13 protein-coding genes, 2 tRNA genes and 1 pseudogene are annotated in these 18740 nt (G+C 69.1%); 12 read left to right on the plus strand and 4 right to left on the minus strand.

Annotated elements, in window-relative coordinates:
* Positions 1-116: 116 nt before the first annotated feature.
* Together ACI7BZ_RS16440 and ACI7BZ_RS16445 are read right to left on the minus strand one after the other, a co-directional pair.
* Positions 117-1505, minus strand: a complete 1389-nt coding sequence (locus ACI7BZ_RS16440; RefSeq protein WP_414118237.1) for a TolC family outer membrane protein — start codon at positions 1503-1505, stop codon at positions 117-119.
* A gap of 160 nt (positions 1506-1665) precedes the next feature.
* On the minus strand, positions 1666-2328 hold the full coding sequence (locus ACI7BZ_RS16445) for a protein-L-isoaspartate O-methyltransferase family protein (protein WP_414118238.1): 663 nt from the start codon (positions 2326-2328) through the stop codon (positions 1666-1668).
* A gap of 437 nt (positions 2329-2765) precedes the next feature.
* On the opposite strand from ACI7BZ_RS16445, the gene ACI7BZ_RS16450 reads away from it, so the two are divergent.
* The 5 genes from ACI7BZ_RS16450 to ACI7BZ_RS16470 all read left to right on the plus strand — a co-directional run bounded on the left by ACI7BZ_RS16450 (position 2766) and on the right by ACI7BZ_RS16470 (position 7314).
* Positions 2766-3206 carry a group III truncated hemoglobin gene (locus ACI7BZ_RS16450; protein WP_414118239.1) on the plus strand — a complete coding sequence of 147 codons (441 nt, stop codon included), beginning with the start codon at positions 2766-2768 and terminating at the stop codon, positions 3204-3206.
* Between the two features lie 484 nt (positions 3207-3690).
* The gene (locus ACI7BZ_RS16455) at positions 3691-4674 is read left to right on the plus strand and encodes a glycosyltransferase family 2 protein (RefSeq protein ID WP_414118240.1); all 984 of its coding nucleotides are present in this window, start codon (positions 3691-3693) and stop codon (positions 4672-4674) included.
* Between the two features lie 121 nt (positions 4675-4795).
* Positions 4796-4869: transfer RNA gene (locus tag ACI7BZ_RS16460), tRNA-Cys, on the plus strand.
* 303 nt (positions 4870-5172) lie between these two features.
* The gene (locus ACI7BZ_RS16465) at positions 5173-7077 is read left to right on the plus strand and encodes an ABC transporter ATP-binding protein (protein WP_414118241.1); all 1905 of its coding nucleotides are present in this window, start codon (positions 5173-5175) and stop codon (positions 7075-7077) included.
* Positions 7078-7238: 161 nt separating this feature from the next.
* Positions 7239-7314: transfer RNA gene (locus ACI7BZ_RS16470), tRNA-Asn, on the plus strand.
* Between the two features lie 392 nt (positions 7315-7706).
* Here ACI7BZ_RS16470 and ACI7BZ_RS16475 read toward each other — a convergent pair.
* A complete protein-coding gene (locus tag ACI7BZ_RS16475) occupies positions 7707-8591 on the minus strand; it encodes a LysR family transcriptional regulator (protein WP_414118242.1) in 885 nt (294 codons plus the stop codon).
* Between the two features lie 119 nt (positions 8592-8710).
* On the opposite strand from ACI7BZ_RS16475, the pseudogene ACI7BZ_RS16480 reads away from it, so the two are divergent.
* Positions 8711-9900: pseudogene (locus ACI7BZ_RS16480) on the plus strand (MFS transporter).
* 52 nt (positions 9901-9952) lie between these two features.
* Here the strand turns inward: ACI7BZ_RS16480 and ACI7BZ_RS16485 are convergent.
* Entirely contained in the window at positions 9953-11542 is a 1590-nt protein-coding gene (locus ACI7BZ_RS16485) for a class I adenylate-forming enzyme family protein (protein WP_414118243.1), read from the minus strand.
* Positions 11543-11840: 298 nt separating this feature from the next.
* Here ACI7BZ_RS16485 and secG point away from each other — a divergent pair, with 298 nt between their 5' ends.
* The 6 genes from secG to ACI7BZ_RS16515 all read left to right on the plus strand — a co-directional run bounded on the left by secG (position 11841) and on the right by ACI7BZ_RS16515 (position 18557).
* Positions 11841-12263 carry a preprotein translocase subunit SecG gene (gene secG / locus ACI7BZ_RS16490; protein ID WP_414118244.1) on the plus strand — a complete coding sequence of 141 codons (423 nt, stop codon included), beginning with the start codon at positions 11841-11843 and terminating at the stop codon, positions 12261-12263.
* 114 nt (positions 12264-12377) lie between these two features.
* Positions 12378-14006, plus strand: a complete 1629-nt coding sequence (pyrG, locus tag ACI7BZ_RS16495; protein ID WP_414118245.1) for a CTP synthase — start codon at positions 12378-12380, stop codon at positions 14004-14006.
* A 210-nt stretch (positions 14007-14216) separates the two neighbouring features.
* Positions 14217-15086 carry a VOC family protein gene (locus ACI7BZ_RS16500; RefSeq protein WP_414118246.1) on the plus strand — a complete coding sequence of 290 codons (870 nt, stop codon included), beginning with the start codon at positions 14217-14219 and terminating at the stop codon, positions 15084-15086.
* Between the two features lie 140 nt (positions 15087-15226).
* Positions 15227-15544, plus strand: coding sequence for a quaternary ammonium compound efflux SMR transporter SugE (gene sugE, locus ACI7BZ_RS16505; protein ID WP_414118247.1), 318 nt, complete (start codon positions 15227-15229; stop codon positions 15542-15544).
* A gap of 519 nt (positions 15545-16063) precedes the next feature.
* The gene (gene kdsA, locus ACI7BZ_RS16510) at positions 16064-16930 is read left to right on the plus strand and encodes a 3-deoxy-8-phosphooctulonate synthase (protein WP_414118248.1); all 867 of its coding nucleotides are present in this window, start codon (positions 16064-16066) and stop codon (positions 16928-16930) included.
* A 256-nt stretch (positions 16931-17186) separates the two neighbouring features.
* Positions 17187-18557: a glutamate--cysteine ligase gene (locus ACI7BZ_RS16515; RefSeq protein ID WP_414118249.1), complete on the plus strand. Its 1371-nt coding sequence runs from the start codon at positions 17187-17189 to the stop codon at positions 18555-18557.
* Positions 18558-18740: the final 183 nt, after the last annotated feature.

Consider the following 18740-nt stretch of genomic DNA (forward strand, 5'->3'; position numbering starts at 1 on the left):
CGCAGCAAAACGCGGAGCTGGGCGTCAGAATCGCCATTTCCATGGGAAGTATGGCATTGCCGCTCGGGGCTGCAATAGTGCCTGCGGCACCTGTGCGCGGGATTATTTGTACCGGACTACTTTCCGTCCGGCGTGCGCACGCCCGCCCAGCTGTCGCGCACCTGATTATAGTGCACCACCGGATTATAGACGTTCACCTTCAGCCCCAGCGCCACGGCATCCAGCCGGCCGATGATGGAGATGAGCGAATAGGCCGCCACCACCCGGTCGCGCTGCGCCACAACCAGCGCCGATTGGGAATTGGTGAGGTCGCGCTGCGCGTTCAGCACGTCGGTGGTGGTGCGCTGGCCCACCCGCCATTCCTCGCGCACGCCTTCCAGGGCGAGGGTGTTGGCGGCCACCGCCGCCTGCGCCGCCTGGATCTGCGCCTTGGCAGCCTCCAGCGCGCCCCAGAACTGCACCGCCTGGGCGCGGATGGTATCGCGGTTCACGTCCACCTCGATCCGGGCCTGCGAGAGCAGTTCCTTGGCCTGGCGGATGTTGGCGTACTCCACGCCGCCCTGGTAGATCGGCACAGACAGGTTGAGCGACACCGCTGCCCCGCCCTGCGCATCCACCGAGAAGGACTGGTCGTAGGACTGGGAGAGCTGGCCCTGCACGTTCAGGCTGGGCATCAGGCCGCCCTCGGCCACCTTCACCTGGAACATGGCGGCGTCCACGGCGAATTCGGACGCCTTCACCGCAGGGTGGTGGTTGAGGCCGGTGGAGATCACCCGGTCGAGGCTGCCGGGCAGCACCCGCTCGATGGACGGGGGGGTGGAGAGCTTGCCCGGCTCCACGCCGATCACCTGACGGTAGACCGCGCGGGCCGACGACAGGTTGGCCACCGCCTGGCTCACCTGATACTGGGCATCCGCCACCCGGGCCTCGGCCTGGGCCACGTCGGTGCGGGTCACCTCGCCCACGTTGAAGCGATCGCGGGTGGCGCGCAATTCCTGCTCGAAGGCGGCGAGGCTTTGCCGCTGCAGGTCGAGGAGCGCGATCGCCTGGATCACGTTCATATAGGCGGTCACCGCATTGAGCATCACCGTCTGCTCGGTGTTGCGCAGGGTTTCCCGCGAGCCGCGCACCTGCGATTCGGCGTTGCGGGTCTGGTTGGCGGTGACGAAGCCGTTGAAGATGGTCTGCGTCGCGGTAAGGGCGAACGCGCGCGGCCACAGGCCGCCGCTGGTCCGCTGGCCACCGGAATCGGCGCGGCCATATTCGGTGCCCGCGGAAGCGGTGGCGGCGAGGGTGGGCCGGTAGCCCGACAGCGCCTGGGGCACCGTCTCATCCACCGCGCGCGTGCCGGCGCGCTGCGAATTCAGGGATGGATTGTTCACATAGGCCTGGGCCAGCGCCACATCGAGCGACTGGGCGCCCGCGCCTCCCACAGAGAGAGAGACGATGCCGGCCCCCGCCAGAAGAGCAAAACCAGTTCGGCGAATGCGCGTGGCAACCGACATTTAGGTCTCCCGATCCGACGCGGCCATGCGGCACTGCCGCCCTGACGCTGCCGCGCGGTAACTTTCCGGTAAGATATCTGCGACGCCCGCAATACGAAACCGATCGGTTCGATGCACCGACCGTTTTCCCGTCACCGCTGCAAACGTGTCACACAGGGGCTCAGAAAGTGAAGCTCGGCGCGGCTTCGAAGCCCGGGAGCGGGGGCACCGCGGCGTTGAAGGCCACCCTTTGGCCCATCACGCCGCCCACCTTGGAGAACACGCAGGCGCGCCCGGCGCCGCCGTGGCCCAGCACGGCGATCAGGCGACCGCCTTCCTTCACCTGAGCGAACAGCGATTCGGGCACCGAATCCACGGAGCCGTTCACCAGCACCAGGTCATAGGGGCCTTCCGCCGGCCAGCCGGCCTTGAGCGGCCCCTGCATCACCGCCACGTTGGCGACGCCCAGAGCGGCAAGGTTCGCGGTGGCGGCCGCGGCCAGCTCGGCATCCTCCTCCACCGCCACCACCTGCTGGGCGAGGCGGGCGAGCACGGCGGCCGAATAGCCGGTGCCGGTGCCCACATCCAGCACGTGCTCGTGCTCCTGGACGTCGGCGACCTGCACCAGGCGGGCGAGAATCATGGGCTCGATCAGGTAGCGCGGCGGCGCGCCGGGGCGCAGCATCAGGTCGTCGTCGATATAGGCCAAGGACTTCAGCGCGGCAGGCACGAAGCGTTCGCGCGGGATCTCCAGCATGGCCGAGACGATGCGATGGTCGGTCACGTTGTTGGTGCGGACCTGACTGTCCACCATGCCGCGGCGAAGCTCGGCGAAATCAATCATGGCGTATCTCCGACCCATCCCTCGCGCGGCGGCATGACCCCGGACGGGCCCGCCTCGACAGGAAGCCCGCCGCCGACGGCGCCCGGACGCAACCGGCAGGAAGCGCCCCGCGCCCGCCGGCCGGAGCCTGCGTGCCGCACGGCCCAAGAGCCACATTGCCGCCGTTTTTGCAAGGCGCCGGCAGGGGGCCGCCCGCAGGAACCGCCCGCCCCCGGCGCGGGCCATGTGGCCGCAAGTCGCATGGCCCGGCGCCGCACGGTGGGAAAGGCTGGCGGCCGATAATGCGGAGCCTGCGCCATTCCGCCGCCCGGCCGGGGCCGGATCATCACGTGCGCAGCAGCAGTCCCGTGCCGTGCCCCCGGACGGATGCCGCCGTCAATGCCGCCGGACGCCATGACGGGCAGGACCCGAGGCGCCCCGCGAATGGAGAAGCCGTCATGATACCCGCCGACACCCCCTCCCCGGCCCCGCAGGCGGCCGAACCGCGCGCCCTGGACGAGGAGGCCATCTTTCGCCTTGTCCACCGCTTCTATGATCGCGTGCGCGACGACGCCCTGCTCGGCCCCGTCTTCGGCGGGCGGATCGCTCCCGAGGCCTGGCCGGTGCATCTGGCCAAGATGTGCGATTTCTGGTCTTCGGTGCTGCTGAAGTCCGGCCGCTACGAGGGGCGCCCCCTGCCCCCGCACCTCGCGCTGGGGGACGACGCCGGCGAGGCCGCCTTCGCGCGCTGGCTGGCGCTGTTCCGCCCCACCGCGCTGCAGGAGTTGCCCCCCGCAGCCGCGCAGGCCGCCATCGCCCATGCCGAGCGCATGGCCTACAGCTTCCGCCTGGCCATCGCCTTCCACCGCGGCGAGGACACCACCCGCATCGCGCCGTAAGACGACATGAACAGCGCCCGGACGGGCGCCCGCCGCGCCGCCCAACCGCCGCCCACCCGGGACTGACACCCCTCCCCCGCCCGGCCACACCGGCAGGGCCGTCCTGGCCGCGGCGTGATCGTTCCGCGGCGGCGGGGGCACAGGCGCGTGCTCTATCCTTAAGTTAGAGGGCAATTCACCGATCAGGCTCTAGTGGCCCGGCACGCCATGGCGCGGAGCCTCCCGGCGCGCTTTACGTTTGATGAAGTTTTGTTTCCGTTTGCAATGTTTCTCGTCCAACCAGGCCCAAGCCACCAAATTGTCCGATGGTAAAATATTCACCTGACGCGACGGCAACCACCAGATGTTACCTATTGTTGCAAATTGCAAAACCCAAGGGCAACGTGAACTTTTCCCGCCATTGCTGCACTATAGTTCCTGAGCTATCTGATTTGTGTCCACACCGGACCGTTTCAAGACCTCTTTGCCCAAAAGGACGCCTGCCTTGCCTGCGATCACGGTTGCAGCCGTCATCCCTCTCTACAATGGCGCACCCTTCATCCGCGAGGCGCTGGAAAGCGTGCTGCGGCAGACCGTTCCGGCAGACGAGATCATCGTCGTGGATGACGGCTCCACCGATGACGGCGCCGCCATCGTGGAGGAGATGGCGCAGCGCCATCCGGTGACCCTGCTGCACAAGCCCAATGGCGGGCAATCCTCGGCCCGCAACCTGGCGGTGCGGCACACGCGCTGCAGCCATGTCGCCTTTCTCGACCAGGACGACGCCTGGTACGAAGACCATATCGAGGTGCTGCGCCGCCCCTTCCTCGTCGGCACGGTCCGCAATCTCGGCCTGGTCTACGGCAATTTGGACCAGGTGGACCGAAGCGGGCGCATGATTCGGCAAGGCTGCCTGGACGACATCCCCGCGCCGCACCCCAAGCGCTCGCTGGCGCAATGCCTGCAGCACGACCTCTTCATCCTGCCCGGAGCCACCCTCGCCGCAAAGGATGCCATGATCGCTGCGGGATTGTTCGACGAGCGCCTCAGCGGATACGAGGACGACGACCTGTTCGTCCGCATGTATTCCATGGGGTTTCGCAGCACCTATCTGAATACCCCGGTCACGAAATGGCGCATCTATTCCGGCTCCACCTCCTTCAGCCGGCGCATGGCGAAATCGCGGATGATCTATTTCAAGAAGCTGCTGCAGGAATATCCGGACGACCCGCGCCTGAACCTGTATTGGGGTCGGGACGTCATCGGCCCGCGATTCTTCCATCTGGTGTGCAACGATTTTTTCCAGGCCTCCAAGGCCGGCGACCGGGATCGCCTGCGGCAGGCCTGGAGCGACATCCTGGAAGTGCTGCCCGTTCTGCGGCAGCGGGTGCGCCTGCGGGTGCAGATGGTGCGCCCGCTGGTGGCGATGCTTTATCTCGGGCCGTTGACCGGCATCACCCGCAACCTGCTGCGCCGGGCCATCCGCTGACGCCTGCGGCCGGCAGATGGCGGCAGCGGTGGCGGCGACGCGGACCACGCGCTTGCAGGGGACAAGGCGCAGGCACCGCTTGCGCCCGTCAGCGGAAGTCCGTAAGAACACGCGCTCGTGAGGCCACGTGGCGGAGTGGTTACGCAGCGGACTGCAAATCCGTGCACCCCGGTTCGATTCCGGGCGTGGCCTCCATTCCAGCCCGGCAGGACATCCGATTGCCAGGCGCCGCCAGCCATGCATCAGGCGCCGCCAGCCTTGAATCAGACGCCGCGGGCCCTGCATCTCGCACCCCCGCCCGAGCCTGCGCCCGCAGCGCACCGCGCAAGCATGCGAACCGGCGCCGCACCCGCCCGCCGGCCTTGGAAAGAGCCCCTGCCGCAGCTCTTCGGGCATCGGCCGCGACGGCACGTCCGGGGCGCGAACGTTGACTTGCAGCCCCTGTGACGGTTCATGGGCACACAAGCGGCCCGCCCCCGCCGGCCGCCGGAGACAGGCATGAGTGCAAAAGCCCCCCAGCGCAAAGGCCCCGCGCACCAGGGCCCGCCGCCCACCACGGACGAGACGCGGGAGGTGCTCCGGCGCCTGCTCCTGTCCGACGGACGCATGCACTGGAAAGGCTATGCGCTCGCTTTCAGCTTCATGGGCATGATGGCGGCCTGCACCGCAGGCCTCGCCTACCTCATGAACGACGCGGTGAATGCCATCTTCGTCCATCCCACGCCGCAGGCGGTGTGGGCGGTGGCCGGCGCGGTCATGGTGCTGTCCCTGGTGAAGGGCGCATCCGCCTATGGGCAGAGCATCACCATGGCGCGCATCGGCAACCGCATTGTCGCCGACAACCAGAAGCGGGCGTTCGACCAGCTGCTGATGCAGGACGCCTCCTATTTCTCCCGCCACCACACGGCGGAAATCACCTCGCGCTTCACCGCCGGCGCCAATGGGGCGCGCAGCACGCTGGATCTGGTGATCACCAGCATCGGCCGCGATTTCCTCTCGCTCATCATGCTGGCCCTGGTGGCCTTCGTGCAGGACCCATTCCTGGCGGTCATCGCCCTGGTGGTGATGCCGGCGGCGGTGTTCGGCACCCGCACGCTCATCAAGAAAGCGAAGTCCATCTTCACCTCGGGCTTCACCTCGGGCGTGAAGCTCTCCTCCATCGCCATGGAGGTGTTCCAGGGCGTGCGCACCGTGAAGGCCTACACGCTTGAGCCGGAGATGCGTGCGCGCACCCACCGGTTCATCGACGACGTGGAGGCGAACAACAACAAGCTGGTGCGCACCCAGGCGAAATCCAGCCCGCTGATGGAGACGCTGGGCGGCCTCGCCATCGGCGGCGTGGTGCTTTATGCGGGCTACAACGTGATCGTGGTGGGCCGCTCGCCGGGGCAGTTCTTCTCCGTTCTCACCGCCCTTCTGCTCGCCTACGAGCCGGCCAAGCGCCTCGCCCGCCTGCATGTGGAACTGGTGAACCATGTGATGGGCGCACGCATGCTGTTCGAGCTGCTCGACGCGCCCGCCCCCGACCGCGATGCCCCCGGCCTGCCGGACCTGCCCCGCCCGCGCGGGCGGGTGGAGTTCCGCGACGTGGTGTTCGGCTATCGCCCGGGCGAAAGCGTGCTGCGCGGCCTGAACCTCGTGGCCGAGCCGGGCCAGACCACGGCCCTGGTGGGCCAGTCCGGCGGCGGCAAGACCACCATCATCAACCTCATCGAGCGCTTCTACGACCCGCAATCGGGCGCCGTGCTCATCGACGGGGAGGACACGCGCGGCTTCACCCGCACCTCCGTGCGCTCCGCCGTGGGGCTGGTGAGCCAGGATGTCTATCTCTTCTCCGGCACCATCCGCGAGAATATCGCCTTCGGCCGGCCCGGCGCTTCCCAGGACGAGGTGGAGGCGGCCGCCCGCGCCGCCCATGCCCACGCCTTCATCATGGGCTTCGAGCATGGCTACGACACCCAGGTGGGCGAGCATGGCACCCAGCTTTCCGGCGGCCAGCGCCAACGCATCGCCATCGCCCGCGCCTTCCTGAAGGACGCCCCCATCCTGCTGCTGGACGAGGCCACCGCCGCCCTCGATTCCGAATCGGAAGCGGAAGTGCAGAAGGCGCTGGGCGAACTGGCCCACCAGCGCACCACCATCGTCATCGCCCATCGCCTGCAGACCGTGGTGCGGGCGGACCGAATCTGCGTGGTGGAGGGCGGCCGGGTGGTGGAAAGCGGCACCCACGAGGCGCTGCTGGCCCAGCGCGGGCGCTATTACGGCTTCTATTACGCCCAGTTCGCCCATGAACAGGCGCAGGAGCAGCCCGGCGCGCCGCGGCCGGGGGCGGAAGGCGCCGCCGACATATCCACCGGCGATGCCGCCCCGGCCGGGCCGGACGCAAAGCGCCTCCACGCCTGACGGGGCAAGGCCCGGCGCCCTCTTTGCCGGCCGCATGCCACCCGATCGGCGGACCACGGCCGGCAGGGCCCGCCGCACCGGAAACGGGAAAAGCGCACCTTCCCGCTTCACAAGCGGCCAAGGGGTTGCTATATGGCCCGCCTCGGTCGCGAGACCCACGGTCCCTGATAGCTCAGTTGGTAGAGCGTTCGACTGTTAATCGAATGGTCGCAGGTTCGAGTCCTGCTCAGGGAGCCATCCACCTTTACAAACATCCCCGAATAGCACCACGGCAGCGCCCGCGCGCGTCGTCCTGCGGCCGCAGGGGCTGCATGCGGCGTTTCCGGCGCAAGTGCCGCTTTGGCTTTCCGAGGTCGGAAACAGGCGGCGCAGGGGCACGGCCCTGCCCTCCGCCGCCCCCACGCGGAGACGTCCATGCTTCGCTCTTCAACGGCACGCCCCGCATCCGCTCTTGCCGCGGGCACGCCGGCTCCCGGCTTCGCCCTGATGGCGACGCCGGACCGGCGCCTGTCCCTCGCCGACTTCAGGCACCGGCCCGTCATCCCTGCCGTCTATCCCACGGACGGGAGCCCGGTCTGCGGCGACCCGATGGCGTGCTGCAATCGGGCGGCGGCGGCGAACCGGAGGGGTCAGCCGGCCGCCTTCAGCCGCGCCGAGACGGCCTCGATGAAGAGGCGCACCCGGGGCGGCACCATGCGCCGGGTGGGATAGACCGCCCAGATGCCCAGCGGCTCGGGCACGGCATCGGCAAGGACGATGACCCGCAAAGTGCCGGCGGCGATGTCCGCCTTCAGGTTCCAGGCAGACAGGTTGGCGATGCCCAGCCCGCCGCGGCACGCCTCGTGGATGGCGTCTATCGAATTGGCGGTGAAGCGCCCCGCCACCTTCATGCGGCGCCCGTCGCCACCGGCGCGGAAGCTCCAGTGGGGCGTGCCGGCGATGGTGAGGCATTCGTGGGCGGCAAGGCCGGCAAGGTCCGCCGGCGCGCCCCGGCGGTCCAGATACGCGGGGGCGGCAACCAGCAGGCGCGGGCTGTCCTCCAGCCGCCGGCCCACCAAGGAGCTGTCGCCCGGCGTGGCGATGCGGATGGCAAGGTCGATGCCCTCCGCCACGATATCCACCAGGCCGTCCGCCAGATGCAGGTCCACCTGCACCTGCGGATGGGCCAGCAGGAAGTCCGCCATCAGCGGCGCCACCACATGCCGGCCGAACGCAAAGGAGGTGGTGACCCGCAGGAGGCCGCTGGCCCCGGCACCGCGGCCCCGCACGCTGGCCAGCGCCACGGCGTGCTCCTCCAGCATGGCCCGGGCGTGGGGCAGCAGAGCGTGCCCCTCTTCCGTCAGCGACAGGGACCGGGTGGTGCGATGCACCAGCCGCACCCCGAGGTCGCGCTCCAGCGCCGCCAGCAGCCGGCTCGCCGCCATGGGTGAAAGGCGCAGCCGCCGAGCCGCCGCCGCCAGGCTGTCAGCCGATGCGGTCTCCACCAGCAAGGCAAGGCCGGCCAAATCCATCATAACGAAATCCGATACGATCGTGCATCCGTGGAAGATATTATATCCCAGCGAGCGGAATTCTATTCTGTATCCGAAGACCGGGCGCGCGCCCTCCACCCGCGCCCCGACAGGAGAGAACCATGACCGCGCGTGACATGCCCGCCGAACAGGCCGCCGCAGGCCCGGGTGCCACCTTCGCCATGGCCGCCGCGGCAGGCATCGCGGTGGCCAACATCTATTACAGCCAGCCCATGCTGGCGGTGATCGAGGTGGAGCTGCCGGGCAGCCTCATTGCCGCAATTCCCACCGCCACCCAGCTGGGCTACGCGCTGGGCCTGTTCCTGCTGGTGCCGCTGGGCGACCTGGTGGAGCGGCGGCGGCTCATCGTGGCGCAGTTCGTGGTGCTGGCGGCGGCGATGCTCGTGACCGCCATCGCGCCGAGCGCGCTGGTGATCGTGCTGGCATCGTTCGGGGTCGGGCTTGCCTCCACCGTGGCGCAGCAGATCGTGCCGCTGGCCGCGCACCTGGCGGCGCCCGAGCGGCGTGGCGCCACCGTGGGCATGGTGATGGCCGGCCTGCTCAGCGGCATCCTGCTCAGCCGCACCCTGGCGGGCTTCGTGGCCACCCATGCCGGCTGGCGCGAAATGTTCTGGCTGGCGGTGCCCCTCTCCCTCGCCGCGGCGGCGCTGATGGCGCTGGTGCTGCCGCACAGCGCCCCGGATTCCCGCATGGGCTACGGGCGGCTTGTCGGTTCCATCGCGCACTTGTGGCGCGAGCTGCCGGCGCTGCGGCTGGCGGCGGCGACGCAGGCGCTGCTGTTCGCCACCTTCTCCATATTCTGGACCATCCTGGCCTTCCGGCTGGCGGAGCCGCGGTTCGGCCTCGGCCCCGAGATTGCCGGCCTGTTCGGGCTGGTGGCGCGGTGGGCATCCTTGCCGCCCCGGTCGCCGGCCGTTTTGCCGACCGGCGCGGCCCGGCCGGCGTGGTGCTGCTGGGCACCGCAATCACCCTTGCGGCCTGGCTGGTGTTCGGCCTGTGGGGCTCCCTTGCCGGGCTGGTGGTGGGATGCGTGCTGCTGGATTTCGGCATGCAGAGCGCCCTCGTCTCGCACCAGCACATCGTCTTCGCCCTGCGGCCGGCGGCGCGGGCGCGGCTCAACACCCTGTTCATGGGCACCATGTTCATCGGCGGAGCCGCCGGAGCCGCGCTGGCCACCCTCGCCTGGAGCAGCGGGGGCTGGATGGCGGTGTGCGCCCTCGGCACCGGCTGTGCCGCCCTCGCCATGGCCCTGCAGGTGGCGCACCATGCGGCACGGCGGCGCGGCGCCTGAAGCGCGCTCCACCGCCGGATTATCCACCCCGCCGCCCCATGGCGGGACCGCCTCAGGACCCCAGGGCGCGGCGCATCACCTTGCCGGATGCGGTGTGCGGCAGCTCCTTCACGAACACGAACGCGCGCGGGCGCTTGTAGTCCGCGAGCCGCGCGGCGGCATGGTGTTCCAGCGCCTGCGGGTCGGCCTGCGCCCCCTCGGCCAGGACCACGAAGGCGGTGATGACGCTGACGTCGCCCGTGCGCACCTCCTTTACCGCCACCTCGGCCACCTGCGGGTGTGCGACAAGGGCGCGCTCCACCTCCTCGGGTGCCACACGGTAGCCGAAGGCGTTCATCTGGTCGTCGGCGCGGCCCTCGTACCATAGGTAGCCGTCGGGATCGAAATGGGCGAGATCGCCGGTGAGAAACCAGTCGCCGCGCATCACGGCGGCGGTTTCCTGCGGCAGGCCCCAATAGCCCAGCATCAGCCCGGGATCGGAGCGATGGACGGCGATGAGCCCGCTCTCTCCCGCCGGCAGCGGCGCGACCGCGCCCTCGCCGGTCCCCTCCTGCGGCAGGATGGCGACGCGGCGCCCCGCCTGGGGCTTGCCCGGGCTGCCGGGCCGGGTAGGCACCGTGGGGCCGGAGGAGACGTAGGTGGAAATCTCGCTCATGCCCAGCGCCTCGAACAGCGCACGCCCGGTGGCGTCCACCCACGCGCGATGCAGCGGCGGCTTCAGCGCCTCGCCGGCGGTGAGGCCGTGCCGCAGGGCCGGGAAGCGGGAGGGGCCGACAGCGGCATATTTCAGGATGCGGCGGTAGAGGCCCGGCACGGCGGCGAACAGGGTGGCGCCGGTGGCCTCCAGAAGGTCGGGCCAGGCCTGCGGCGGGCGCTCCCCCAGATGCACGATGCTGGTGGCCCCCACGGACCACGGGTCCATCAGGCCGCAACCCAGTGTATAGGTCCAGTTGAAGGCGCCGGCATGGAACAGCCGGTCGGCGGCGGAAATTCCCAGCCAGCCCTCCCGCATGGGGCGGCGCCCCAGCGCCACGCGCTGCGCATGGGCCACCCCTTTCGGCCGCCCGCTGGTGCCGGAGGTGTAGACCAGGAAGGCGAGGTCTTCCGCATCGGTCGCGGCGAAGGGGGCCGGCGCCGCCGCGGTGAGTCGCTCCATGTCCGCCGGGCCGAGGAGGATGGCCTCCCCCGCCTGCGACGGCATGGCGCCCGACCCGTCTCCCACCACCAGGCGCGCACCCGAATCAGCGAGGATGAGGTCCACCTCATGCCCGGTAAGCATGGTGGAGGTGGGAATGGGGGCGAGCCCCGCGGCAATGGCGCCGAAGAACATCAGGGGAAAGGCGGAGGTATTGCCCACCCGCAGCAGCACGCGGGTGCCGGGGGGAAGCCCATAGGCGCCGAAGCCGCCGGCCGCCCGGGCGACGGCCTCGCGCAACGCGCCGTAGCTCCAGGTTTCGACGATGCGTCCCTGCGGCCCCTCGGCCACGATGAGCGCGGGCTTGGCCGGATCGACCTGCGCACCGAGGCAATAGCGCGCCAGGTTGAACGGCTGGCCGCCCGCTGCCGCGCCCGGCTCGTTTCGGGCGAGAACGCCGCCATCGTCGCTGCCACCGGCCGACTGCCTGCCCAAGCTGCTGCTCATGCCGCTGCCCATCCTTTCCGCCCCCCAAGCGGGGGCGCGACCCGATCATGGACCGGGAGGCGCCGGCGTAGCCAGACGGGCGGCGGACGGCGGGGGCATATTGCGGCGGCGCGCCACAGTCCCGGAGCCGGAAGGGACTGTGCGCGCTCAATCCCCCGTGGTTCCGGGCGGCACCGGTGCGCTGGCGCTGCGGACCAGCCCTGCGCCCATGCCCTTCCCTCCCGCCCGTCGATCGTGTAGATCACCGGCGACCTGCGTGCCCGGCCCTGACGGCCGTGGCGCGAACATGATGGATTCCATGCAGACGGTTCTCATCGTTATTCACCTCATGGTGGTGCTCGCGCTCATCGGCGTGGTGCTGATCCAGCGCTCCGAGGGCGGCGGGCTCGGCATTGGCGGCGGGGGCGGCGGCGGTGCCGGCGGTTTCTTCACCGCGCGCGGCACGGCCAATGTGCTCACCCGGGCCACCGCCATCCTGGCCGTGATCTTCTTCATCACCTCCCTTTCGCTGACCATCGTCGCCGGCCTCGGCCGCGCGCCGCGTTCCATCCTGCCGGCCAACCAGGGCCAGGGTGGCCCGGTGGTGCCGCAGAGCGGGGGCAGCATCCTCGACCAGATTCGTCCGCAGGCCCCTCAGGGCGGTGACGCGCCGCAGGGTGCGCCTTCCACGCCGGCGGCTCCGGCCGTGCCGGGCGGACCCCAGGTTCCGCAGTCCCAGTAAGCCTGTCGCCGCGAGCCCGGGCTCGCGACGGCGCACTTTCTCCACAGGCGAGGCGAGGCCCCTCCGGGCTTCGCCCTCGCCGAATCGCGTTTGCACGAGCTAAGGTCGAAGCCCATGGCGCGCTACATCTTCATCACCGGCGGCGTCGTGTCTTCCCTGGGCAAGGGTCTCGCCTCCGCCGCCCTCGGCGCGCTGCTTCAGGCGCGCGGCTACACGGTTCGGCTGCGCAAGCTGGACCCGTACCTCAACGTCGATCCGGGCACCATGAGCCCGTACCAGCACGGCGAGGTGTTCGTGACCGACGACGGGGCCGAGACCGACCTCGACCTCGGCCATTACGAACGCTTCACCGGACACCCGGCGACGAAGCAGGACAACATCACCACCGGCCGCATCTATCAGGACATCCTGACCAAGGAGCGCCGCGGCGACTATCTGGGCGCCACCATCCAGGTGATTCCCCACGTCACCAATGCGATCAAGGACTTCGTGCTGGAAGGCAACGAGGGCTTCGACTTCGTGCTGATCGAGGTGGGCGGCACGGTGGGCGACATCGAGGGCCTGCCCTTCTTCGAGGCCACCCGCCAGCTGAAGAACGAGCTGCCGCGCGGCCATGCCATCTTCATCCACCTCACCTTGATGCCCTACATCCCCTCGGCCGGTGAGCTGAAGACCAAGCCGACCCAGCATTCGGTAAAGGAACTGCGCTCCATCGGCATCCAGCCGGACATCCTCTTGTGCCGTACCGACCGCGAGATCCCGCGCGAGGAGCGGCGCAAGCTCTCGCTCTTCTGCAATGTGCGCGAGACGGCGGTGATCGAGGCGCGGGACGTGGACAACATCTATGCCGTGCCCTCCGCCTACCACGCGGAAGGGCTCGACAAGGAAGTGCTCGCCGCCTTCAACATCGAGCCGGCCCCGGCCCCCAACCTCAAGCGCTGGACCGACATCGAAGGCCGCGTGCGCAACCCGGAGGGCGAGGTCACCATCGCCATCGTCGGCAAGTACACGGGCCTGAAGGACGCCTACAAGTCGCTGATCGAGGCGCTGGCCCATGGCGGCATCGCCAACAAGGTGAAGGTCAATCTCGACTGGATCGAGAGCGAGACCTTCGAGCGCGAGGACCCCGCACCCTTCCTGGAGCATGTCCACGGCATCCTGGTGCCGGGCGGCTTCGGCCAGCGCGGGGCGGAGGGCAAGATCCGCGCGGCGCGCTTCGCCCGCGAGCGGCAGGTTCCTTATTTCGGCATCTGCTTCGGCATGCAGATGGCGGTGATCGAGGCGGCGCGGAACCTTGCGGGGGTTGGCGCGGCCAATTCCACCGAGTTCGGCCCCACCAGCGAGCCGGTGGTGGGCCTGCTGACGGAATGGCTGCGCGGCAACGAGCTGGAGCGCCGCTCGGCGGCCGGCGACCTCGGCGGCACCATGCGCCTGGGTGCCTACCAGGCGCAGCTGGAGGCGGGCAGCCGGGTGGAGCAGATCTATGGCCGGCGCGAGATTTTCGAGCGCCACCGCCACCGCTATGAGGTGAACACCTCCTATCGCGAGCGGCTGGAGCAGCACGGGCTTCGCTTTTCCGGCATGTCGCCGGACGGGCTGCTGCCGGAGATCGTGGAATATTCCAACCACCCCTGGTTCATCGGGGTGCAGTTTCACCCCGAGCTGAAGTCGCGTCCGTTCGAGCCGCACCCGCTGTTTGCTTCTTTCGTGGGTGCCGCCATGGAGCAGAGCCGCCTCGTTTGACGGTAAGAGGGTAGCTAAATCTACTACCGAGAGTTGTTTCCATCTTCGGCCATGCCGCTTTAATCTCTCTGCCGGGCGGCTGGGATCATTGCCCGTCCTTGACCGAAACGACGTGGGCCCGGATCGGGCTCACGCGTCTCATTCCTTTGATTTGTGCAATGCTTTTTTCGTTCTCAAAGTATTCATTGCACGCCGGAAAGAGGAGAAGCCATGCGACGCGGCCTCGACCATGTGGTGCACCTCGTTCGCGATCTTGATGCGGCAGGAGAAATTTACGATCTTCTCGGATTCACCGTCGGCTCCCGCAATCGCCACCCGTGGGGCACCGAGAATCGCATCGTCCAGATGCCAGGATTCTTCATCGAACTGTTGCAGATCGCCGATCCGGCAAGCATTCCCCCGGACGGCGAAACCTCCTACTCCTTCGGCGCCTTCAACGCGAAATTCCTCGAACGCGCCGGCGAGGGCCTGTCCATGCTGGCCCTTGAGGGCACGAACCCCGCGGCGGAAAAGACCGAGTTCGACGCCGCCGGCTTCGGCGGATTCGACACCTTCGCCTTCGCCCGCAAGGCGCGCCGGCCCGACGGGCAGGAGCTGGACGTGGGCTTCACCCTCGCCTTCGCCCGCGATCCGCAGGGGCCCGACCTCGGCGCCTTCACCTGCACCCAGTCCCAGCCGGACAATTTCTGGTCCCCCGATCTGCAGCGCCATTCCAACCAGACCGTCGGCGTGGCCGGGGTGGTGCTGGTGACCGATGCGCCCGCCCGCGCCCAGACCTTCGTGGAGGCGCTGGCAGGGGTGCCGCTGCAGCGGGCGGTGGACGAGTGGTTCGTGGCCCAGACCCCGCGCGGCTCCATCGACGTGATGACCCGGGGCCTGTTCTCCGAGCGCTTCGGCGTGCCGGCGCCGGGCATGGAGGGGCTGCGCCTCGCCGCGGTCCGCGTCTTCACCACCGGCGCCCCCCAGCTGCGGCGGGCCCTTGCGGCGCGGCGCATGGTGGAGGAAGCGGTGGAGGGCATCGTGGTGGTGCCGCCCCGTGCGGCGCTGGGGGCGACGCTGGTGTTCGAGCTGCCGGCCTGACGGCGCCGGCCTCCCGCTCGTCCGGCGGGGCGACAAGAGATCGGGGCCGGCGCCGTGCCGGCCCCGTTCCGGCATGCGGACGGCCGCATGCCTTGCTTCTCGAGCGGCGGGGACGGCCCCGCCACCCGTGGTGTGCGCCCATGGCGTGGATCTATCTGTTCGTCGCCGGCCTCCTGGAGATCGCCTGGGCCATCGGCATGAAGCAATCCGAAGGCTTCACCCGCCTGGGACCCAGCGTGTTCACGCTCGGCACCATCGGCGCCAGCCTGTTCCTGCTCAGCCTCGCCCTGCGCGGGATTCCCATCGGCACCGCCTATGCGGTGTGGGCCGGCATCGGCACCGTGGGCACGGCGGTGGCCGGCATTGTCTTCTTTTCCGAATCCACCGATCTCCTGCGCCTTGCCGCCATCGCCCTCATCGCCGTGGGCATCGTGGGGCTGAAGCTGGTGACCCCGTGAGGCGGCCGCAGGGGCAGCGGCGCTTTCGCGCTTTTGCGATGGGGCGAAAATGCTCTATCTAGAGCACGCGCCGATCAGCTCGCATCGCAAGCTGATCGGACAACGCATTCTCTATCCTCAAGTGAGAGGGCGATTGACCGTTCAAATTGAGTCCATTTGATCGGATCGCGCTCTAGAGCCTGATCCGATCAGGTTGAATCAACCTGATCGGTGAATCAGTCTCTAAATTATTGATAGAGAACGTTTTACCGCTCAGCTTGCGATGCAAGCTGAGCGGAACGTGCTCTAGGGGATCAACCGAAACGGATGGGACCCATCCGTTTCGAAAAGTTGATCCACCATATCAACGAGTTGTGGTTCGACCTGCAGGCGGCGCCGTGCCGCCCGCAGCGCTTGCAGGATTGGTGCGCCCGCGTGCCTGATGAATGAGCCGGATGCGGGCTGCGGCCCGGCGCCCGGCCCGGACGGAACGCCGGCCCGCTGCCGGAGGTCCCGGCCGCGCTTTTCGAGGATGACCCCATGACTGCCGCCCCCCCGCTTGTCACCCCGCAGGCCGTCGTGGATATCGGCGGCGTGCGCTTCGGCAATGCGCTGCCGCTGGCGCTCATCGCCGGCCCCTGCCAGATGGAGAGCCGGGCCCATGCGCTGGAGGTGGCCGCCGCCCTGAAGGAAATGGCGGCGCGGCGCGGCATCGGCCTCGTGTTCAAGACCTCGTTCGACAAGGCCAACCGCACCTCCCTTTCCGCCGCCCGCGGCCTGGGGCTTCAGGCGGCCCTGCCGGTGTTCGCCGAGATCAAGGAAACCCTGGGCCTGCCGGTGCTCACCGACGTGCACGAGATGGACCAGTGCGCCGCCGCCGCCGAGGTGGTGGACGTGCTGCAGATTCCCGCCTTCCTCTGCCGCCAGACCGACCTTCTGGTGGCCGCCGCCCGCACCGGCCGGGTGGTGAATGTGAAGAAGGGCCAGTTCCTCGCCCCCTGGGACATGGCCAATGTGGTGGCCAAGCTCACCGGCGCGGGCAACGGCCGCGTGCTCGTCACCGAGCGTGGCGTCTCCTTCGGCTACAACACCCTCGTCTCGGACATGCGCGGCCTGCCCATCCTGGCCAAGACCACCGGCGCACCGGTGGTGTTCGATGCCACCCATTCGGTGCAGCAGCCCGGCGGGCAGGGCACATCCTCCGGCGGCCAGCGGGAGTTCGTGCCCGTGCTAGCCCGCGCCGCCGTGGCGGTGGGCGTGGCCGCGGTGTTCATCGAAACCCACCCCGACCCCGACACGGCCCCCTCCGACGGCCCCAACATGGTGCCGCTGCGGGAGTTGGAAGGGCTCATTGCCACGCTTCAGGCCTTTGATGCCGTTGCAAAGGCCAATCCCGTCACCATCTGATGTCAGCTTGGGCGTGGCTGCCGTGCGGGGCAGCCCTCGTCCGCACCCGGGCTGCGGTCGGCCGCCCGGCAGGCGCGCGCTTCAGGCCCGGTCGCGCCGCGGGACATGGCTGCCCCCTGCCCTCCTCTCTGCCAGAGGGAGCGGCAGGCCGGCGGCCCTGCGATCAAACTGTGAACAGGCCCGCCGCCCGCGCGTCTGTTGCCTTGGCCGGGGCGGCGTGTATGGTCTCGCGCCCCATTCGTTGAAGAGATTTCGTATGGCCCGCGACACCCTCGACGCGACCCCCATTTCCGCCCGCGATGAACTGGTCGCCTGGATGGAGCAAGGGTCGAAACCGGAGCGGGCCTTCCGTATCGGAACCGAGCACGAGAAGATCCCCTTCACCCTCTCCCGGCACGAGCCGGTGCCCTATGAAGGGCAGAAGGGCATCCGCAAGCTGCTGGAAGGCATGCGCCACCTGCTGGGCTGGGAGCCCATCATGGAAGGCGACACCATCATCGGCCTGGCCGATGTCACCGGTGGCGGCGCCATCTCCCTGGAGCCGGGCGGACAGTTCGAATTGTCCGGCGCGCCGGTCTCCACCATCCACGAGACCTGCGCCGAGCTGAACGCCCACCTCGCCCAGGTGCGGGAAGTGGCCGAGCCGCTGGGCATCGGCTTCCTCGGCATCGGCATGAGCCCCAAATGGTCGCGCACCGAGACGCCGGTGATGCCCAAGGGCCGCTACAAGATCATGGCCGGCTACATGCCCAAGGTGGGCAGCTACGGCCTGGACATGATGTTCCGCACCTGCACCGTGCAGGTGAACCTGGATTTCTCTTCCGAAGCCGACATGGTGAAGAAGATGCGCGTGGGCCTCGCGCTGCAGCCGGTGGCCACCGCCCTGTTCGCCAATTCGCCCTTCACCGAGGGCCGGCCCAACGGCTTCCTCTCGTTCCGCTCGGAGATCTGGCGCGACACCGACAACGCCCGCTCCGGCATGCTGCCCTTCGCCTTCGAGGACGGCTTCGGCTTCGAGCGCTATGTGGACTATGCCCTCGACGTGCCCATGTATTTCGTGAAGCGCGGCGACGCCTATATCGACGTTTCGGGCTCCTCCTTCCGCGATCTTCTCGCCGGCCGCCATCCGCTGCTGCCCGGCGAGACGGCCACCCTCTCCGATTGGGTGAACCACCTGTCCACCATCTTCCCCGAGGTGCGGCTGAAGCGCTTCCTGGAGATGCGCGGCGCCGATGCCGGCCCCTGGGCCAAGCTGTGCGCGCTGCCCGCCTTCTGGGTGGGGCTGCTGTACGACCGGCAGGCGCTGGATGCGGCGTGGGAGCTGGTGAAGGACTGGAGCGCCGAGGACCGCCAGAAGCTGCGGGACGATGTGCCGCGCCTCGCCCTCCATGCGCAGATCGGCGGGCGCTCCCTGCGCGAGATCGCCCGCACCACCCTTGCCCTTTCGTCCGCCGGCCTCAAGCGCCGCGGCTTCCACGACCGCCTCGGCCGCGACGAGACGCGCTTCCTGGAGCCGCTGGAAGAGGCCGTTCTCACCGGCCGCTCGCCGGCCGAAGGCCTGCTGGAGCGCTTCAACGGCGAATGGGACGGCTCGGTGGAGCCGGTGTTCCAGGCGCTGGCCTATTAGAGCGCGATCCGATCAAACGGAAGCCATTTGATCGGTGAATCGCCCTCTAACTTTTGGATAGAGCACGCGTTGTCCGACCAGCTTGCGATGCAAGCTGATCGGCGCGTGCGCTAGGCCGAAGGCCCGGGCGCTGCGCGTCCGGGTGGTGTCGGAGCGGACCAGCGGCGCGGGCATCTGGCCGGC

Origin of the sequence: Xanthobacter sp. AM11, from assembly GCF_047444035.1 — a bacterium.
Lineage (GTDB): Bacteria > Pseudomonadota > Alphaproteobacteria > Rhizobiales > Xanthobacteraceae > Xanthobacter.